Raw genomic sequence first — 17,065 nt, forward strand, 5'->3', positions numbered from 1 at the left:
CCCGCCCGCATCCGGGCCCCGGCCGCGCGGGGCGGGCCCGCCGGGGCCCGTCCCGCGCGACCGGGTGCCGCCTACAGCACGCCCATCTCCCCCAGCTTGCCGACCAGGACCTCCACGGCCTCCTCCGGCGTGCCGGTGGTCGTGTCGATCCGGACGTCCGGCCGGGCGGGCGCCTCGTACGGGGAGTCGATGCCCGTGAAGTCGCGGATCTCGCCTGCGCGGGCGAGCCGGTAGAGGCCCTTGGGGTCGCGGGCCTCCGCCACGGCCAGCGGGGTGTCCACGTGCACCTCGCAGAACTCGTCCGCCGCCACCCGGCCGCGCGCGAAGTCCCGCTCCGCGCGGAACGGCGAGATGAAGGAGACGATCGTGATCAGGCCCGCGTCGACCATGAGGGCCGCGACCTCGGCGACCCGCCGGATGTTCTCGGCCCGGTCCGCCTCGCCGAAGCCCAGGTCGCGGCAGAGGCCGTGCCGGACGTTGTCGCCGTCCAGGAGGTAGGTGCGCTTGCCCAGGGCGTGCAGGCGCTTCTCCAGGAGGTTGGCGATCGTCGACTTCCCGGACCCGGAGAGCCCCGTCAGCCATACGACGCACGGCCGGTGGCCGTTGCGGGCGGCGCGCTCCGCCTTGCCGACGTCGACGGCCTGCCAGTGCAGGTCGCCCGCGGGCCGCAGGGGCGCGCGCAGCATGCCGGCACCCACGGTCGTCCGGGTCAGGCGGTCGATGACGATGAAGCCGCCGGTGTGGCGGTTGCCGTCGTACGGGTCGTGGGCGATCGGCTGGTCGAGGACGAGTTCGCAGTGGCCGATGGCGTTGAGGCCCAGCTCGGTGCCCGGCCGGCGCTCCAGGGTGTTGACGTCGACGACGTGGTCGATGCGGGCGACCGTGGCGCCGACCGTGCGGGTGCCGCTCTTGACGAGGTACGGGCGGCCGGGGACCAGCGGTGTCTCCGCCATCCACACCAGGTGGGCGGCGAACCGGTCGGCGACGGCCGCGGGCGCGCCGGCGGCGCACAGCAGGTCGCCGCGGCTGGCGTCGATCTCGTCGGTGAGGGTGAGGGTGACGGCCTGGCCGGTGACCGCCTCGTCGAGGTCGCGGTCCCAGCCGACGACGCGGCCGACGGTGCTGGTGGTGCCGGCGGGCAGGACGCGCACCGGGTCGCCGGGCCGCACGGTGCCGCCGGCGATCGTGCCGGAGAAGCCCCGGAAGTCGGAGTCGGGGCGGTTGACGTACTGCACGGGCATCCGGAAGGGGCCCTCCGCCGCGGCCGTCTCGCCGCCGGCGGGGACGACCGTCTCCAGGTGGCCCATGAGGGTGGGCCCGGTGTACCAGGGCGTGTGCGGGCTGCGGTCGACGATGTTGTCGCCGTTGAGCGCGGACGTCGGCACGCAGGTGACGTCCGTGAGGCCGAGCTCACCGGCGAACTCCCGGTACTCGCGGCAGATGCGTGCGAAGACGTCCTGGTCGTAGCCGACCAGGTCCAGCTTGTTCACCGCGAGGACGACGCTGCGGATGCCGAGCAGCGACACCAGATAGCTGTGCCGGCGGGTCTGGGTGAGGACGCCCTTGCGGGCGTCGACGAGGATCACGGCGAGGTCGGCGGTGGACGCGCCGGTGACCATGTTGCGGGTGTACTGCTCGTGGCCCGGGGTGTCGGCGACGATGAACTTCCGCTTGTCGGTGGTGAAGAAGCGGTACGCCACGTCGATGGTGATGCCCTGCTCGCGCTCGGCGGCCAGGCCGTCCACCAGCAGCGCCAGGTCCAGGTCGCCGCCCCGGGTGCCGGACCGCGCCGAGTCGGCCTCCAGGGCGGCGAGCTGGTCCTCGAAGACGAGGTGCGACTCGTAGAGCAGCCTGCCGATGAGGGTGCTCTTGCCGTCGTCGACGCTGCCGCACGTGATCAGCCGCAGCAGGTCCTTGTGCTCGTGCCCGCGCAGGTACTCCTCGATGTCACCGAGCGCGGCACTCGTGGGGGTGGCCATCAGAAGTAGCCCTCCTGCTTCTTGCGTTCCATGGAGGCCGACGAGTCGTGGTCGATCATCCGGCCCTGCCGCTCGGAGGTCGTCGCCAGCAGCATCTCCCGGATCACGGCCGGGAGCGTGTCGGCGGTGCTCTCCACGGCCCCTGTGAGGGGGTAGCAGCCCAGGGTGCGGAAGCGGACGTCCCGCAGCTCGGGACGCTCGCCCGGGCGCAGCGGGAAGCGGTCGTCGTCGACCATGACCAGGGTGCCGTCGCGCTCGACCACCGGGCGGGGCGCCGCCAGGTACAGCGGCACGATCGGCAGGTTCTCGCGGTGGATGTAGAGCCAGATGTCCAGCTCGGTCCAGTTGGACAGCGGGAAGACGCGGACGCTCTCGCCGGGCGCCGTACGGGCGTTGTAGAGCCGCCACAGCTCGGGGCGCTGCCGCTTGGGGTCCCAGCGGTGCTGGGCGGAGCGGATGGAGAAGACCCGCTCCTTGGCCCGCGACTTCTCCTCGTCCCGGCGGGCCCCGCCGAAGGCCAGGTCGAAGCCGTGGGCGTCCAGGGCCTGCTTGAGGCCCTGGGTCTTCCACATGTCGGTGTGCACCGACGAGCCGTGCGTGAAGGGGTCGATGCCCAGCTCGACGCACTCCGGGTTCCGGTGGACCAGCAGTTCCAGGTCCAGTTCGCGGGCGGTGCGGTCGCGGAACTCGATCATCTCGCGGAACTTCCACGTGGTGTCCACGTGGAGCAGCGGGAACGGCAGCCGCCCCGGGTGGAACGCCTTCCGGGCGAGGTGCAGCATCACCGTGCTGTCCTTGCCCATCGAGTAGAGCATCACCGGGCGGTCGCTCTCGGCCACCGCCTCCCGCAGGATGTGGATGCTCTCCGCCTCGAGCCGTTCGAGGTGGCCGAGCGCGGCTCCGCGCCCGGTCCGTGTGCTGATGTCGGCCGTCACCGTATGTCCCGTTCCCCCGTGCCGGTCACGCCGGCGGTCGTCCTCAGTGCGTCGAGCAGTTCCCCGGCCAGCTCCGGCCGGCAGACCAGCAGGTCCGGCAGGTACGGGTCGGGCCGGTTGTAGCGCAGCGGCGACCCGTCGAGGCGGGACACGTGCAGCCCGGCCGCGGCCGCCGCTCCGGCCGGGGCCGCGGAGTCCCACTCGTACTGCCCGCCGGCGTGCACATAGGCGTGCGCCTCGCCGGTCAGGACCGCCATGGCCTTGGCGCCCGCCGAGCCCATCGGCACCAGCTCCGCGCCGAGCCGGCCGGCCACCTCGGTCGCGGCGGCGGGCGGCCGGCTGCGGCTCACCAGGAAGCGCAACGGGCCCTCGGGGGCCGGGGCGAGCGGCGTGGGCACGCCGGTCGTGTGCACGGCCTCCCGGTCCGGCAGCGCCACCGCCGCGGCGACGGGAACGCCGTCCACGGCCAGGCACACGTGCACCGCCCAGTCGGCGCGCCCCTCCGCGTACTCGCGGGTGCCGTCCAGCGGATCGACGATCCACACCCGGCTCGCGTCCAGGCGGGCGGGGTCCGCCGCGCCCTCCTCCGACAGCAGCGCGTCACCGGGCCGGTGCGCGGCCAGCGCGCGGGCCAGCCACTGGTGGGCCACCGCGTCCCCGGCCGCGCCCAGCGCGGGGCCGGAGAGCGCCCGTTCCGCGCGCACCGCCAGCAGCAGCCGGCCGGCACCGGCGGCGAGTTCCGCCGCCAGCCGGTGATCGTCCGCCGGTGTTCCGAACTCCTCGGGCACGTCCACTCGGGATCCCAAACTGTCGATGTCCTCAGGAACACGGCCCCGGCTGTTCGAAATCGCCCGGCGTACCGCGTACTTATCGAAAATTCACCGCCAATGCTATGCGGCGGTGCCCCGTGCGGTCGAGCGGGGCATTGCCCGGCACGTATTGCCGGCGGCGCTTAGGGGGACCTTAGGGGCGGCCTAGGGGTTGGTCACCGGCAGTACATCTGACAGCGTCAATGCCGGAAATATAGGCTTCACTTGGACAACGGCCGGACCGACCAGTGTTCACAGGGGATGGTAACCCGGTATCCGACCACCGACCCGGATACGGCGCTGGTTCCCGTCTCGGAAGGACACCAGCCAACAATGTCAGCAACACCTGTGGACAGCGGCACCTGGGTACGCCGGTTCCATCCCTCGCCGGACGCCGGTGCCCGCCTGGTCTGCTTCCCGCACGCCGGCGGCTCCGCGAGCTACTACTTCCCGGTCTCGGCCGCCATGTCGCCCTCCATCGAGGTGCTGGCGTTGCAGTACCCCGGGCGCCAGGACCGGCGCACCGACCCCCTGATCGAGAGCCTCCCCGAGCTCGCCGACCAGATCTTCACCGCCCTGCGGCCCTTCGCCGACCGGCCGCTGACGCTCTTCGGCCACAGCATGGGCGCGACCCTCGCCTTCGAGGTCGCCACCCGCTTCGAGCAGGTCGGCGCCCCCGTCTCGGGCCTCTTCGTCTCCGGCCGGCGTGCCCCGTCCACGCACCGCACCGAGACCGTGCACCTGCGCTCCGACGACGGCATCGTGAGCGAGCTGCACCAGCTCAACGGCACCGACAGCGGCCTCCTCGGCGACGAGGAGCTGCTGCGCATGGTCCTGCCCGCGATCCGCGGTGACTACAAGGCCATCGAGACCTACCGCTACGAGCCGGGCACCCCGCTCACCTGCCCGGTGCACGCCATGGTCGGCGACGCCGACCCCAAGGCCACCCTCGACGAGGTCCGCGCCTGGCGCGACCACACCACCGGCCCCTTCGAATTCGAGGCGCTGCCCGGCGGCCATTTCTACCTCAACCAGTACCAGAAGGAGATCGTCAACCGGATCTCCGACCACATTGCCTGCGCGGCACAGCCCGAGAGTTTTCCGAGCACCCGGACCGGAAGGTAATGCAGCGATGTCCGACCAGCGCGAATCCGCTCCCGGCACATTCGTCATCTGTAGTGGGCGGTGCGGTTCCACTCTGATCGCGGACCTGCTCGCCGAACATCCCGATATGACGCCTTTGCTGGAGTTCTTCGGCTCCCAGTACCAGGCGGGCATGGTGCAGAAGTCCATGACCGGGCAGGAATTCTGGGAACTCCTCACCGCGCCGTGGATCTCGATGAACACCGCGCTGCGCATCGGCCGGGTCCCCAAGGAGGTCCGCTACGACGTCACGGGCCTGGACCCGGAGACCGAGCTGAGCGGCCTCCTCGGCTTCACCCTCCCCGCGCTCTCCGACGACCCCGACCGGCTCCTGGAGGAGCTGTCCGAGGTCGTACCCGGCTGGCCCGCCCAGCCCCTCGGCGCGCACTACCGGCGGTTCTTCACCCTGCTGACCCGGCACGCCGGCCGGCCCCGCTGGGTGGAGAAGTCCGCCACCTCCGGCGTCTTCGTCCACGACCTGATCGAGATGTTCCCGGACGCCCGGTTCGTCTACCTGACGCGTGACGTCGTGGACGTGTCCGTCTCCATGACCGGGCACCCCATGTTCCTGATGGCCGACCTCAGCATCGCCTTCCAGCAGCGCTGCGGCGTCGACCCGTACCAGGCGGGCGGCGTCCCCGAGGGCTTCGAGGCCCCGGCCGACATGGACCACCTGATGCCCGGGAACCTCTCCCCGTTCGTCCTCGACTACCGCTCCGGCAGCGTGGACTCCCTGATGAACCTCACCGGGCTCCAGGCCATGATGGCCAAGTACACGGACGACGCGCTCGGCGGCCTCCCGGCCGGCCGGGTGCACCGCATGGTCTACGAGGACCTGCTCGCCGACCCCCAGGGCGAACTCGACGCCCTGGGCCGCTTCCTGGAGCTGGACGACGCCGGGGAGTGGGCACGGCGGTCCGCGACCCGCGTCGCCACCCCGCGCGCCAAGGACCTCCAGGTGGACGAGGACGGCCGCGCCCAGCTGAAGGCGCTCTACGACGAGGTGTACGCCACCACCGAAGTCACGCGCTGACGGACGACGAACGGCGGGAGCCGGCCGGCTCCGCGGACCCGGCCGGCTCCCGCCGTTCCCGCACTCAGTCGTCCAGGTCCAGCGACTCCAGCTCACCGTCGAGGATGTCGAACAGCTCGTCCGCCGTCACGGATTCCAGCGAGCGCTCCTCCGCCGGCGGCGCGCCGAGTGCCTGCCAGGCCGAGGCCAGCGCCCGCAGCCGGGCCGCGATCCGGGCGTGCTCCTCCTCGTCCGGCCGCTCGGACCCCACCGCCGCCTCCAGGCGCAGCAGTTCCTCCTCCAGCGACAGCTTCCGCGTCTCCCGCGCCGGGGCCAGCAAGGAGTCCAGGTACTCCGCGAGGGCGTGCGACGTCGGGTAGTCGAAGATCAGCGTGGCCGGGAGGCGCAGCCCCGCCGCCGTCTGGAGCCGGTTGCGCAGCTCGACGGCCGACAGCGAGTCGAAGCCCAGCTGCCCGAACGCGCGGGCGGGTTCGACGGCCTCCGGCCCCGGGTGCCCGAGCACCACGGCCACCTCGGTCCGGACCAGTTCCAGCAGCGCCCGCTCCCGCTCCACCGGGGACAGCGCGCCCACCCGCTCGGCGAACGGCCGCTCCGCGCCGGAGACCGGCGCGGCGGCCGAGCGCCTGGCGGGGACCCGGACGAGCCCGCGCAGCAGGTGCGGCACCGGGTCGGTGCCGGCCTGGGCCCGTACGGCGGACACGTCCAGCCGCATCGGCACCAGGACCGGCCTGCCGGCCGGGTCCAGGCCGGCGTCGAGCCCCGCCAGGCCGTCCTCCTCGGACAGCGGCAGCATCCCGGAGCGGGACATGCGGCGCAGGTCGGCGGCGCCGAGCTCCGCGCCCATGCCGTTCGGACCGCCCCAGAGCCCCCAGGCGAGGGAGACGGCGGGGAGGCCGAGGGTGCGGCGGTGGGCGGCGAGGGCGTCGAGGAAGGCGTTGGCGGCCGCGTAGTTGCCCTGGCCGGAGGCGTCGAGGACACCGGCCACGGAGGAGAACAGCACGAAGGCGGACAGACCTTCCATGCCTGCGGTCAGCTCGTGCAGGTGCCAGGCCGCGTCGACCTTGGGACGGAAGACCGTGTCCAGACGCTCGGGGGTGAGCGAGCTGATCACACCGTCGTCGAGCACGCCGGCGGTGTGCACCACGGCTGAGAGTTCCACACCTTCAAGGAGCTTCTCCAGGGCCGGACGATCCGCCACGTCGCAGGCCGCGACGGTCACATCGGCACCGAGGGAAGCGAGTTCGTCGCGGAGCCCGGCGGCACCAGGGGCGTCCAGGCCACGACGGCTGGTCAGCAGCAGGCTCCGCACACCGTGCTCGGCGACCAGGTGACGGGCCACGAGCGCACCCAGACCACCCGTACCACCCGTCACCAACACCGTCCCGCCACCGAACCCACCCGGAGCAGCGGGAGTGGCGTCGACCGTACGCGCCAGGCGGGGTACGAGCAGCGAGCCGTCACGCAGGGCGAATTCGGGCTCGTCGGAGGCGAGGCAGGAGGCGAGAACAGAGGGCAGGGCATCGGCCGCATCGTCCGCCGCTCCCGTCCCATCCAGGTCGACCAGCACGATCCTGCCCGGCTGCTCGGCCTGGGCCGCGCGCACCAGACCACGGACGGCGGCACCGGCCGGATCGACGGTCCCCCCGGCGGGGTGGGCGGTGGAGACGGCTCCCCGGGTGACGACCACGAGCCGGGCGGTGTCCCCGTGCTCGTCGGTCAGCCAGGTCCGCAGCGCACCGAGGACGGGCGCCGTGGCGGCACGGACGGCGGCGGGCAGTCCGGTCCCGTCGTGCGGGGCACAGGCGTCGAGGACCACGACGTCGGGGCGCGGGCGGTCCGCGCCGGGCGCCGGGAGGCCGGGGAGCGCCTCGGCCCGCAGCCCGGCGGCACGCAGGGCGGAGGCCAGAGGCCGCTCGCCGTCGCCCAGGACCGCCCAGACCCCGTCGGGCAGGGCGGGAACGGCCGCGTCCGGCGAGACGGATGTCCACTCGACGTGGAACAAGCTGTCACGGCCCGCCGGCGCCGGGCCGGCCTCGGCCGGGCGCAGCGACAAGGACCCCACGGACGCGACGGGCGCGCCCGACGGGTCGGCGGCCTCCAGGGACACGCCACCCGGCGCGGGGGCGATCCGTACCCGCAGAGCGGTGGCGCCGGTCGCGTGGAGGGTGACGCCCGACCAGGCGAAGGGCAGCTCGGCACGGCTGTCGGCCGCATCCAGGCCGATGGCGTGCAGGGCGGAGTCCAGCAGCGCGGGATGCAGCCCGAACGCGGCTGCGTCCGCGCCCTCGGGCAGGGCGACCTCGGCGTAGACCTCGTCGGTACCGTGCCCGCTCCAGGCGGCCGTCAGGCCCTGGAAGACGGGCCCGTAGTCCAGGCCGAGAGCGGCGAAGCGGTCGTAGACGTCCTCGACGGCCAGGGGCTCGGCCCCGGCGGGCGGCCACTCGGAGAACGCGAACGCCGGCTGTCCGGCCTCCGGCGTCAGGGCGCCGGAGGCGTGCCGCACCCAGATGTCGTCGCCCTCGCGCCGGGAGTGGACCGCCAGCGAACGGCGGCCGTCCGCTTCGGGCTCACCGACGGAGACGCGCAACTGGACGCCGTCACGCTCGGGAAGGACGAGAGGCGCTTCGAGGGTCAGCTCGTCGACGGTGGCGCACGCGCAGTCGTCGGCGGCCCGGACGGCGAGCTCGACGAAGGCCGTACCGGGAAGGATGACCACGCCACCGACCGCGTGATCGGCCAGCCACGGGTGCGTACGCAGCGACAGCCGCCCGGTGAACAGCTGTCCCTCCGGCATCTCGACCGCCGCACCGAGCAACGGATGCCCGGCCGCGCCGAGACCGGCGGCGGTGACGTCACCGGGCTCGGTCTCCGACGCGCTCAGCCAGAAGTACTGGTGCTGGAAGGGGTAGGTGGGGAGATCGGTGAAGCGGGCGCCGGTGCCGGCGAAGAAGGCCGGCCAGTCGACGCGGGCGCCGGTGAGGTGGAGACGGCCGAGAGCGGTGACGAGGGCGGCCGGTTCGGGGCGGTCCTTGCGCAGTGCCGGGACGAACGCCACGTCGTCGGCCTCGGCAAGGCATTCCTGGGCCATGGCGGACAGGACGCCGTCGGGGCCGAGTTCCAGGAAGGTGCGGACACCCTGGTCGTGGAGGGTCTGGACGCCGTCGGCGAAGCGGACGGCCTCACGGACGTGACGGACCCAGTACTCGGGGGAGGTCAGGTCATCGGCCACGGTGCCGGTGACGTTGGAGACGACCGGGATCGAAGGCACGGTGTACGTGAGGGACTCGGCGACCTTACGGAACTCCGCCAGCATCCCGTCCATACGGTGCGAGTGGAACGCGTGCGAGACATTCAGGCGACGGGCCTTCTCGAAGTGCCCGGCGACCTGCTCGACGGCGGCCTCGTCACCCGAGATCACCACGGAGGACGGGCCGTTGATCGCGGCGATGTCGACACCATCGGCGAGGACCGCACGGACCTCGGCCTCGGTCGCGCGCAGGGACACCATCGCGCCACCGGACGGCAGCGCCTGCATCAGCGCGGCACGGGCGGCAACGAGCTTGCCCGCGTCCTCCAGCGAGAACACACCAGCGACATGCGCCGCCGCGATCTCACCGATGGAATGACCGGCGAGGAAGTCAGGGCGGACACCCCAGGATTCGACGAGACGGTAGAGCGCGACCTCCACCGCGAACAGCGCAGGCTGCGTGTTCTCCGTACGAGCCAGCAACTCGGCATCGTCCAGAACAGTGGGGTCGAGCTTCAGCGCCGCACAAGCAGCATCGAAAGTCTCCGCGAAGACGGGGTAAGCCGCGTGCAGCTCGCGCCCCATTCCCGCCCGCTGGGCACCCTGACCGGTGAAGAGCGCGGCGACCTTGCCACCCAGCACCCGGCCCTTGACCGTCTGTCCGTCGACGACCACAGCCCGGTGCTCGAACTGCGCCCGCGCCGTAGCCAGCGTGAAGCCGACGTCCACCGGGTCGAGCCCAGCAGCAGCGCCCACGACCTGGGCGACCTGCGCCTCCAGCGCCTCGGGCGACCTGCCCGACACCACCCACGGCACCACCGGCGGAACAACATCACCGTCAGTCGTGGCAACCTCGGCCGCCGGCGCCTGCTCGATGATCACGTGGGCGTTGGTGCCACTGATACCGAAGGACGACACACCCGCACGACGCGGACGCCCGTCGACCGCCGCCCACTCCCGGGCCTCGGTCAGGAGCTCGACCGCACCCTCCGACCAGTCCACCTGCGGCGACGGCTCGTCAACGTGCAGGGTCTTGGGCAGCACGCCGTTGCGCATCGCCATGACCATCTTGATCACACCACCGACACCTGCGGCGGCCTGGGCGTGCCCGATGTTGGACTTCAGGGAGCCGAGCCACAGCGGCTGGTCGTCGGCGCGCTCCTGACCGTACGTGGCCAGCAGCGCCTGCGCCTCGATCGGGTCACCCAGCACCGTGCCCGTGCCATGGCCCTCGACCGCGTCGACATCCGCCGCCGACAAACCCGCCGACGCCAGGGCCTGGCGGATCACCCGCTGCTGCGACGGACCATTGGGCGCCGTCAGACCGTTGCTCGCACCGTCCTGGTTGACGGCCGAACCCCGGATGACGCCCAGCACCTGATGACCGTTACGCCGCGCGTCCGACAGCCGCTCCACGAGCAGCATGCCCACACCCTCGGCCCAACCCGTACCATCCGCGCCCGCAGCGAACGCCTTGCAACGACCGTCCGCCGCCAGCCCCCGCTGACGCGAGAAATCCACGAACGTATCCGGCGTCGTCATCACCGTCACACCACCGGCCAACGCCAGCGAACACTCACCCGAACGCAACGCCTGGATCGCCCAGTGCAACGCCACCAACGACGACGAACACGCCGTATCCACCGTCACCGCCGGACCTTCCAGCCCAAAGGTGTACGCCACCCGGCCCGACGCGACGCTTCCCAGTCCGCCGTTGCCGAGGAAACCCTCCAGGCCCTCGGGGACCACACGCAGCCGCGACGCGAAGTCGTGGTACATCACACCCGCGAAAACGCCCGTACGCGAACCCCGCAACGACGACGGCTCGATACCCGCCCGCTCGAACGCCTCCCACGACGCCTCCAGCAACAACCGCTGCTGCGGATCCATCGCCAGCGCCTCACGCGGACTGATCCCGAAGAACTCCGGGTCGAACTCCCCCGCGTCGTGCAGGAAACCGCCCTCGATCGTGTACGTACGGCCCGCCGCGTCCGGGTCGGGGTCGTACAGCCCCTCCACGTCCCAGCCTCGGTTCCCCGGGAAGACGGAGACACCGTCCCGGCCGCCCGCGACCAGGTCCCACAGGCCCTCGGGCGAGGTCACCCCGCCCGGGTAACGGCAGCTCATCCCCACGATCGCGATCGGGTCGTCGTCGCCCGCCCGGTCGGCGGCGGACGGTCCGGCGGTGTCCGGTGCCGCGACGATCCCCAGAGCCTCCAGCAGGTGTTCCGTGAGGGCTTCCGAGGTCGGGTAGTCGAAGATCAGGGTTGCCGGGAGGCGCAGGCCGGTCGCGGTGTTGAGGCGGTTGCGGAGTTCCACGGCGGCGAGGGAGTCGAAGCCGATGGCGCTGAACGCGCGGTCGGTGGCGACGGCCTCGGGGCCGGTGTGGCCGAGGACGAGGGCGACCTGGGTGCGGACCAGGTCCAGGACCGCCTCCGTCCGCTCCGGTGCGGCGAGGGCGGCCAGGCGGCGGCGCAGGACGTCGTCCGCCGCGTCGGTGCCGGCGGACGCCGCCGCGCGTGCCTGCCGGCGGGTGGGCCGGGCCTCCGGGCGGACGACGCCGCGCAGTGTCCACGGCACTCCCCCGGCGCGGGCGCGCAGGGCGGTGGCGTCGAGCCGCATGGGCAGCAGGACGGGTTCGCCGGTGGCCATGGCGGCGTCGAAGAGGGCCAGGGCGTCCCGCGTGGTGAGGGCGGGCAGGCCGGAGCGTGCGACGCGGCGCAGGGCGGCCTCGTCGAGGCGGCCCGCCATGCCGCCGCTCTCCGCCCAGAGGGTCCAGGCGAGGGCGGTGGCCGGGAGTCCCTCGGCGTGGCGCTGCCGGGCCAGGGCGTCGAGGGCGGCGTTGGCGGCGGCGTAGTTGCCCTGGCCCGCGCCGTCGAGGGTGGCGGCGGCCGAGGAGAAGAGGACGAACGCGGTCAGCTCCGTGTCGCGCGTCAGCTCGTGCAGGTGCCGTGCGGCGTCGGCCTTGGGGGCGGCGACGCCGGCGAGGCGGTCGGCGGTGAGCGAGGTGACCGTGCCGTCGTCCAGGATTCCGGCCGCGTGGACGACGGCGGTGAGCGGGTGCGCGGCGGGTACGGAGGCGAGCAGTCCGGCCAGCGCGTCGCGGTCGGCGACGTCGCAGGCGGCGAGGGTCACCGTGGCGCCCAGCGCCTCCAGTTCGTCACGGAGCGCGGGCGCCCCGGGGGCGTCGGCGCCCCGGCGACTGGTGAGGAGCAGGTGCCGTACGCCGTGCTCGGCGGTCAGGTGGCGGGCGAGGACGGCGCCGAGGCCGCCGGTGCCGCCGGTGATCAGGACCGTGCCGTCCGCGGACCAGGCCGGTCCGCCGCCGTCGGCGACGGGGACGCGGGCCAGGCGCGGTACGGCCAGGGCACCGGCGCGTACGACCAGTTCCGGTTCGCCGGTGGCGAGGGCGTGGCCGAGGGCGGCGGGGAGGGCGTCCTCGGACTCCTCGGTGCCGTCCGTCACGGTCAGGACGATGCGGTCCGGGTGCTCGGCCTGCGCGGAGCGGACCAGTCCGCGTACGGGCGCGTGCGCGGGGCCCGTCCCGATGGCGACGGCCAGCCGGTGGCCCGCGGGGCGGTCGCCGGCGAGCCATTCCTGGAGGAGTGCGAGGGCGTCGGCCGCCGTGGCGGGCCGGACGAGTACGCACGCGGAGGCGGCGTCCGGGCCGGTGAGCGGTGCGCCGGGGGCGGGCTCGGCGACGGGGGCCGCTGTTCCGCCCGTTTCCTGGACGGGGGACAGGTCGGGGCGGAACAGCGAGTCATGGAGGGCGGCGGCGAGCTCACCCGAGACGGGGCGCAGCACGAGGGAGCCGATGTCGGCGACCGGTGCGCCCGTGCCGTCGGCGACGGTCAGGGTGACGCCCGAGGCGGTGGGGGCGATCCGGACGCGGAGTGCGGCGGCGCCGACGGCGTGCACGGTGACGCCGGTCCAGGCGAAGGGCAGTTCGGCCGTCTCGGAGGGGATGGCGTGCAGGGCGGCGTCGAGGAGCGCGGGGTGGAGGAGGAAGGACCCGGTGTCGTCGGTCCGCTCCGTGACGACCTCGGCGAAGATCTCCTCGCCGCGCCGCCAGACCGCGCGCAGGCCCTGGAAGGCGGGCCCGTAGCCGTAGCCCTGGCGGGCGAGTTCGCCGTAGTGGTCGCCGAGCTCGACGGGGGTGGCGTCCTGGGGCGGCCAGACGGTCAGGCCGGTGTCGGCCGGGTCGGCCGCCGTGGGTTCCAGGGCGCCGGTGGCGTGCCGCGTCCACGCCTCTTCGGCGTCGTCGGCCGTCTCGGCGCGCGAGTGGATCTCCAGGGTGCGGCGGCCGGTGGCGTCCGGGTCGGAGACGGTCAGCTGGAGCCGGACGGCCTCGCGCGCGGGCAGTGGCAGGGGCGCTTCCAGGGTGAGTTCGGCGAGGAGTTCGCATCCGGTGCGCTCGCCGGCCTGGAGAGCCAGCTCGACGAAGGCGGTGCCCGGCAGGAGGACGGTGCCGGCGACGGCGTGGTCGGCGAGCCAGGGGTGCGTGCGCAGGGAGATCCGGCCGGTGAGGACCAGGCCGCCCGCTTCGGCGAGGCCGAGTTCGGCGGCGAGGAGCGGGTGCGCGACCGGTACGAGGCCGAGCCCGGCGGCGGCGCCGCGGGCGGCGGGGGTCTCCAGCCAGTAGCGGCGGCGCTGGAAGGGGTAGGTGGGCAGGTCGACGGGGGCGGGCGCGCGGCCCGGGAGGCGGGCGGCGAAGTACGCCGCCCAGTCCACGTCGGCCCCTAGCGTGTGCAGGGTGGCCAGGGCGCCGGTGACCTCCGCCGGCTCCGGCCGGTCGCGGCGGAGCGCGGCGAGGAACGTCACGCCGCGGTCGTCCGGCAGGCAGCCGCTCGCCATCGCGGTGAGCACGGCGTCCGGGCCGAGTTCGAGGTACGTGCGGACGCCCTGTTCGTCCAGGGTCCGGATGCCGTCGGCGAACCGGACGGCCCGGCGGACGTGGCTCACCCAGTAGTCCGGGGAGCACAGCTCCTCCGCCGTGGCGAGGCGGCCGGTGACGTTGGAGACGACGGGGATGCGCGGGGGCGCGTAGTCGAGGATGCCCGCGAAGTCGGCGAACTCGGCCAGCATCGCGTCCATGTGGGCGGAGTGGAAGGCGTGCGAGACGTTGAGCCGCTTCGCCGTGGCGAAGCCGGCCGCGACGCGTTCGACCGCCTCCTCGTCGCCGGAGATCACCACGGCGGCCGGGCCGTTGACGGCGGCGATGTCGACGCCGTCGACGAGCGCGGCCCGGACCTCGTCCTCGGTGGCGCGGAGCGACACCATCGCGCCGCCCGCCGGGGCCTCCCCCATCAGCCGGCCGCGGGCGGCGACGAGCAGGGCCGCGTCCTCCAGGGTCAGCACGCCGGCGACGTGCGCCGCGGTGAGCTCGCCGACGGAGTGCCCGGCGACGAAGTCCGGGGTGACGCCCCAGGACTCGGTCAGGCGGAACAGGGCGGTCTCGACGGCGAACAGCGCGGCCTGGGTGTACTGGGTGCGGTGCAGCAGCGCGGCCCCGGGGGTGCCGTCCTCGGCGAACAGGACGTCGCGCAGCGGGTGGTCGAGCTGGAGGTCGAGGTAGCCGCACGCCTCGTCGAGGGCGGCGGCGAAGACGGGGAACGCCTCGTAGAGCCCGCGGCCCATGGCGGTGCGCTGGGCGCCCTGGCCGGTGAAGAGGACCGCGAGCTTGCCGGTCCGGGCGGTGCCGGTGAGCAGGCCGGGGGCGGCTTCGCCCGCGGCGAGCGCGGCCAGGGCGGCCTGCCCGCGCTCGCCGGCACCGGCCTCGGTGAGGAGCACGGCCCTCTCCTCGTGGGCGGTGCGGGTGGTGGCGAGGGCGTACGCGATGTCGGCGGCGTCCCACGGGGCGCCGGGCCCGCCCTCGGCGAGGTGTGCGCGCAGGCGGCCGGCCTGTGCGGCGAGCGTCTCGGGGGTACGGGCGGAGAGGAGCCAGGGGAGGGTGACGGGTTCCGCGGGGGCGGCGCCCGGCGACGCGGCCGGGTCGCCGCCGGCGGTGCCCACCGGGGCCGGAGGCGGCACGTCCGCGGCCGGGCGCTCGGCCCGGTCCCCCTCGGCGGGCCCGTCCGCCGGGGTCTCGTGCTCCGTGCCCGCGTGCGGCCCGGCGGGCGGGCCGTCGACCGGCAGGGGCTGCCGGGGGGCTTCCTCGATGATCGTGTGCGCGTTGGTGCCGCTGATGCCGAAGGACGAGACGCCGGCCCTGCGCGGCCGCTCCTCCGTCGCCGGCCAGTCACGGGCCTCCGTCAGGAGTTCCACCGTGCCGGCCGACCAGTCCACGAACGGCGTGGGCTCCTGGACGTGCAGGGTGCGGGGCAGCGTGCCGGCCCGCAGCGCCATGACCATCTTGATCACACCGCCCACTCCGGCGGCGGCCTGCGCGTGCCCGATGTTGGACTTCAGCGAGCCGAGCCACAGGGGCCGGTCCCCGGGCCGCTCCCGCCCGTAGGTGGCGAGGAGCGCCTGGGCCTCGATGGGGTCGCCGAGCCGGGTGCCGGTGCCGTGGGCCTCCACGGCGTCGACGTCGGCGGCGGACAGGCCCGCGTCGCCGAGGGCGTGGTGGATGACGCGCTGCTGGGCGAGGCCGTTGGGCGCGGTGAGGCCGTTGCTGGCACCGTCCTGGTTGATGGCGGTGCCGCGGACGACGGCGAGGACGCGGTGGCCGTTGCGGCGGGCGTCCGAGAGGCGTTCGACGACGAGCACGCCGACGCCCTCGGCCCAGCCGGTGCCGTCCGCGTCGGCGGAGAACGCCTTGCAGCGGCCGTCCGTGGCCAGGCCGCGCTGCCGGCTGAACGCGGTGAACGTGCCGGGGCCGGCCATGACGGCCACACCGCCGGTCAGGGCCAGGTCGCACTCGCCGCGCCGCAGCGACTGCACCGCGAGGTGGAGGGCGACCAGCGAGCCGGAGCAGGCCGTGTCCACGGTCAGCGTGGGGCCTTCGAGGCCGAGGGCGTAGGCGACGCGCCCGGAGACGACGCTGGTGGCGTTGCCGGTGAGGAGGTAGCCCTCCAGGCCGTCGGGGGCCTCGTGCAGCCGGGGCCCGTACTCCTGGGGCTCGGCGCCGATGAAGACGCCGGTGCCGGAGCCGCGTACGGAGCCGGGGGCGATCCCGGCCCGCTCCAGGGCCTCCCACGACGTCTCCAGCAGCAGCCGCTGCTGGGGGTCCATGGCGGTGGCCTCGCGGGGCGAGATGCCGAAGAACTCCGCGTCGAACTCGGCGGCGTCGTGCAGGAAGCCGCCGCTGCGGACGTAGCTGGTGCCGGGCCGGTCCGGGTCGGTGTCGAACAGTGCCTCCAGGTCCCAGCCGCGGTCCTCCGGCAGCCCGGAGACCGCGTCCCGCTCCCCCGCGACGAGCCGCCACAGGTCCTCGGGCGACCGCACGTCGCCCGGGTAGCGGCAGGCCATGCCGACGATGGCGACGGGCTCGTCACAGGCCGGGCGGACCGTCGTACGGTCCGCCGTGACGGGCTCCGTGCCCCCGGTGAGCCGCTCGTGCAGGTGACGGGCGAGGGCGGCGGGGGTGGGGTGGTCGAAGACGAGGGTGACGGGGAGGGTGAGGCCGGTCCCGGCGGTGAGGCGGCGGTGCATGTCGACCGCGGCCAGGGAGTCGAAGCCGAGTTCTTGGAACGGGCGGTTCGGGGTGACGGCGGAGACGTCCCGGCCGGCTCGCCGTAGCACTGCGGTGGCCGTTTCGGTCACGAGGTCGAGGACGTGTCCGCCAGTCATGTTGCTCGATTCGCCGATCTGTTGAGGGGGCGGGGGGTGTGAGGTGCGGGGTTCGGGGGTGGGGTGGGGTGGGGTGCCGCTGCGCGGGGCTTTTTCCCCAGCCCCGCCCCTTCCCGTAACCGGGGGCTTCGCCCCCGGGCCCCCTTTTCCGCGCTGACGCGCGGTGTCCTCAAACGCCGGACGGGCTG

Annotated in this window: 5 protein-coding genes and 1 pseudogene; 2 read left to right on the forward strand and 4 right to left on the reverse strand. The window is 74.1% G+C overall.

Translation table 11 applies throughout. The features are described 5' to 3' along the window. Window positions 1-71 precede the first annotated feature (71 nt). Genes cysN through SMD11_RS08205 form a run of 3 tightly spaced genes read right to left on the reverse strand, consistent with a single transcriptional unit; the run spans window position 72 to window position 3,720 of the window. The gene (gene cysN / locus SMD11_RS08195; protein WP_087925812.1) at window positions 72-1,979 is read right to left on the reverse strand and encodes a sulfate adenylyltransferase subunit CysN; all 1,908 of its coding nucleotides are present in this window, start codon (window positions 1,977-1,979) and stop codon (window positions 72-74) included. Further along, window positions 1,979-2,902 (reverse strand): sulfate adenylyltransferase subunit CysD, encoded by a 924-nt coding sequence (gene cysD / locus SMD11_RS08200; RefSeq protein ID WP_087930361.1) that lies wholly within the window; start codon window positions 2,900-2,902, stop codon window positions 1,979-1,981. The genes cysN and cysD overlap by 1 nt, the downstream gene beginning before the upstream one ends. Before the next feature lie 8 nt (window positions 2,903-2,910). Continuing rightward, on the reverse strand, window positions 2,911-3,720 hold the full coding sequence (locus tag SMD11_RS08205) for a 3'(2'),5'-bisphosphate nucleotidase CysQ (RefSeq protein WP_324614710.1): 810 nt from the start codon (window positions 3,718-3,720) through the stop codon (window positions 2,911-2,913). A 336-nt stretch (window positions 3,721-4,056) separates the two neighbouring features. On the opposite strand from SMD11_RS08205, the gene SMD11_RS08210 reads away from it, so the two are divergent. Both SMD11_RS08210 and SMD11_RS08215 read left to right on the forward strand, forming a co-directional pair. Then, window positions 4,057-4,848, forward strand: coding sequence for a thioesterase II family protein (locus tag SMD11_RS08210; protein WP_087925813.1), 792 nt, complete (start codon window positions 4,057-4,059; stop codon window positions 4,846-4,848). A gap of 7 nt (window positions 4,849-4,855) precedes the next feature. Continuing rightward, window positions 4,856-5,899, forward strand: a complete 1,044-nt coding sequence (locus SMD11_RS08215; RefSeq protein WP_107421943.1) for a sulfotransferase family protein — start codon at window positions 4,856-4,858, stop codon at window positions 5,897-5,899. Between the two features lie 64 nt (window positions 5,900-5,963). On the opposite strand, the pseudogene SMD11_RS08220 reads toward SMD11_RS08215, so the two are convergent. Continuing rightward, window positions 5,964-16,862 (reverse strand): annotated as a pseudogene (locus tag SMD11_RS08220) (SDR family NAD(P)-dependent oxidoreductase); the annotation flags it as partial. Window positions 16,863-17,065: the final 203 nt, after the last annotated feature.

The organism is Streptomyces albireticuli, assembly GCF_002192455.1.
GTDB classification, from domain to species: Bacteria; Actinomycetota; Actinomycetes; order Streptomycetales; family Streptomycetaceae; genus Streptomyces; species Streptomyces albireticuli_B.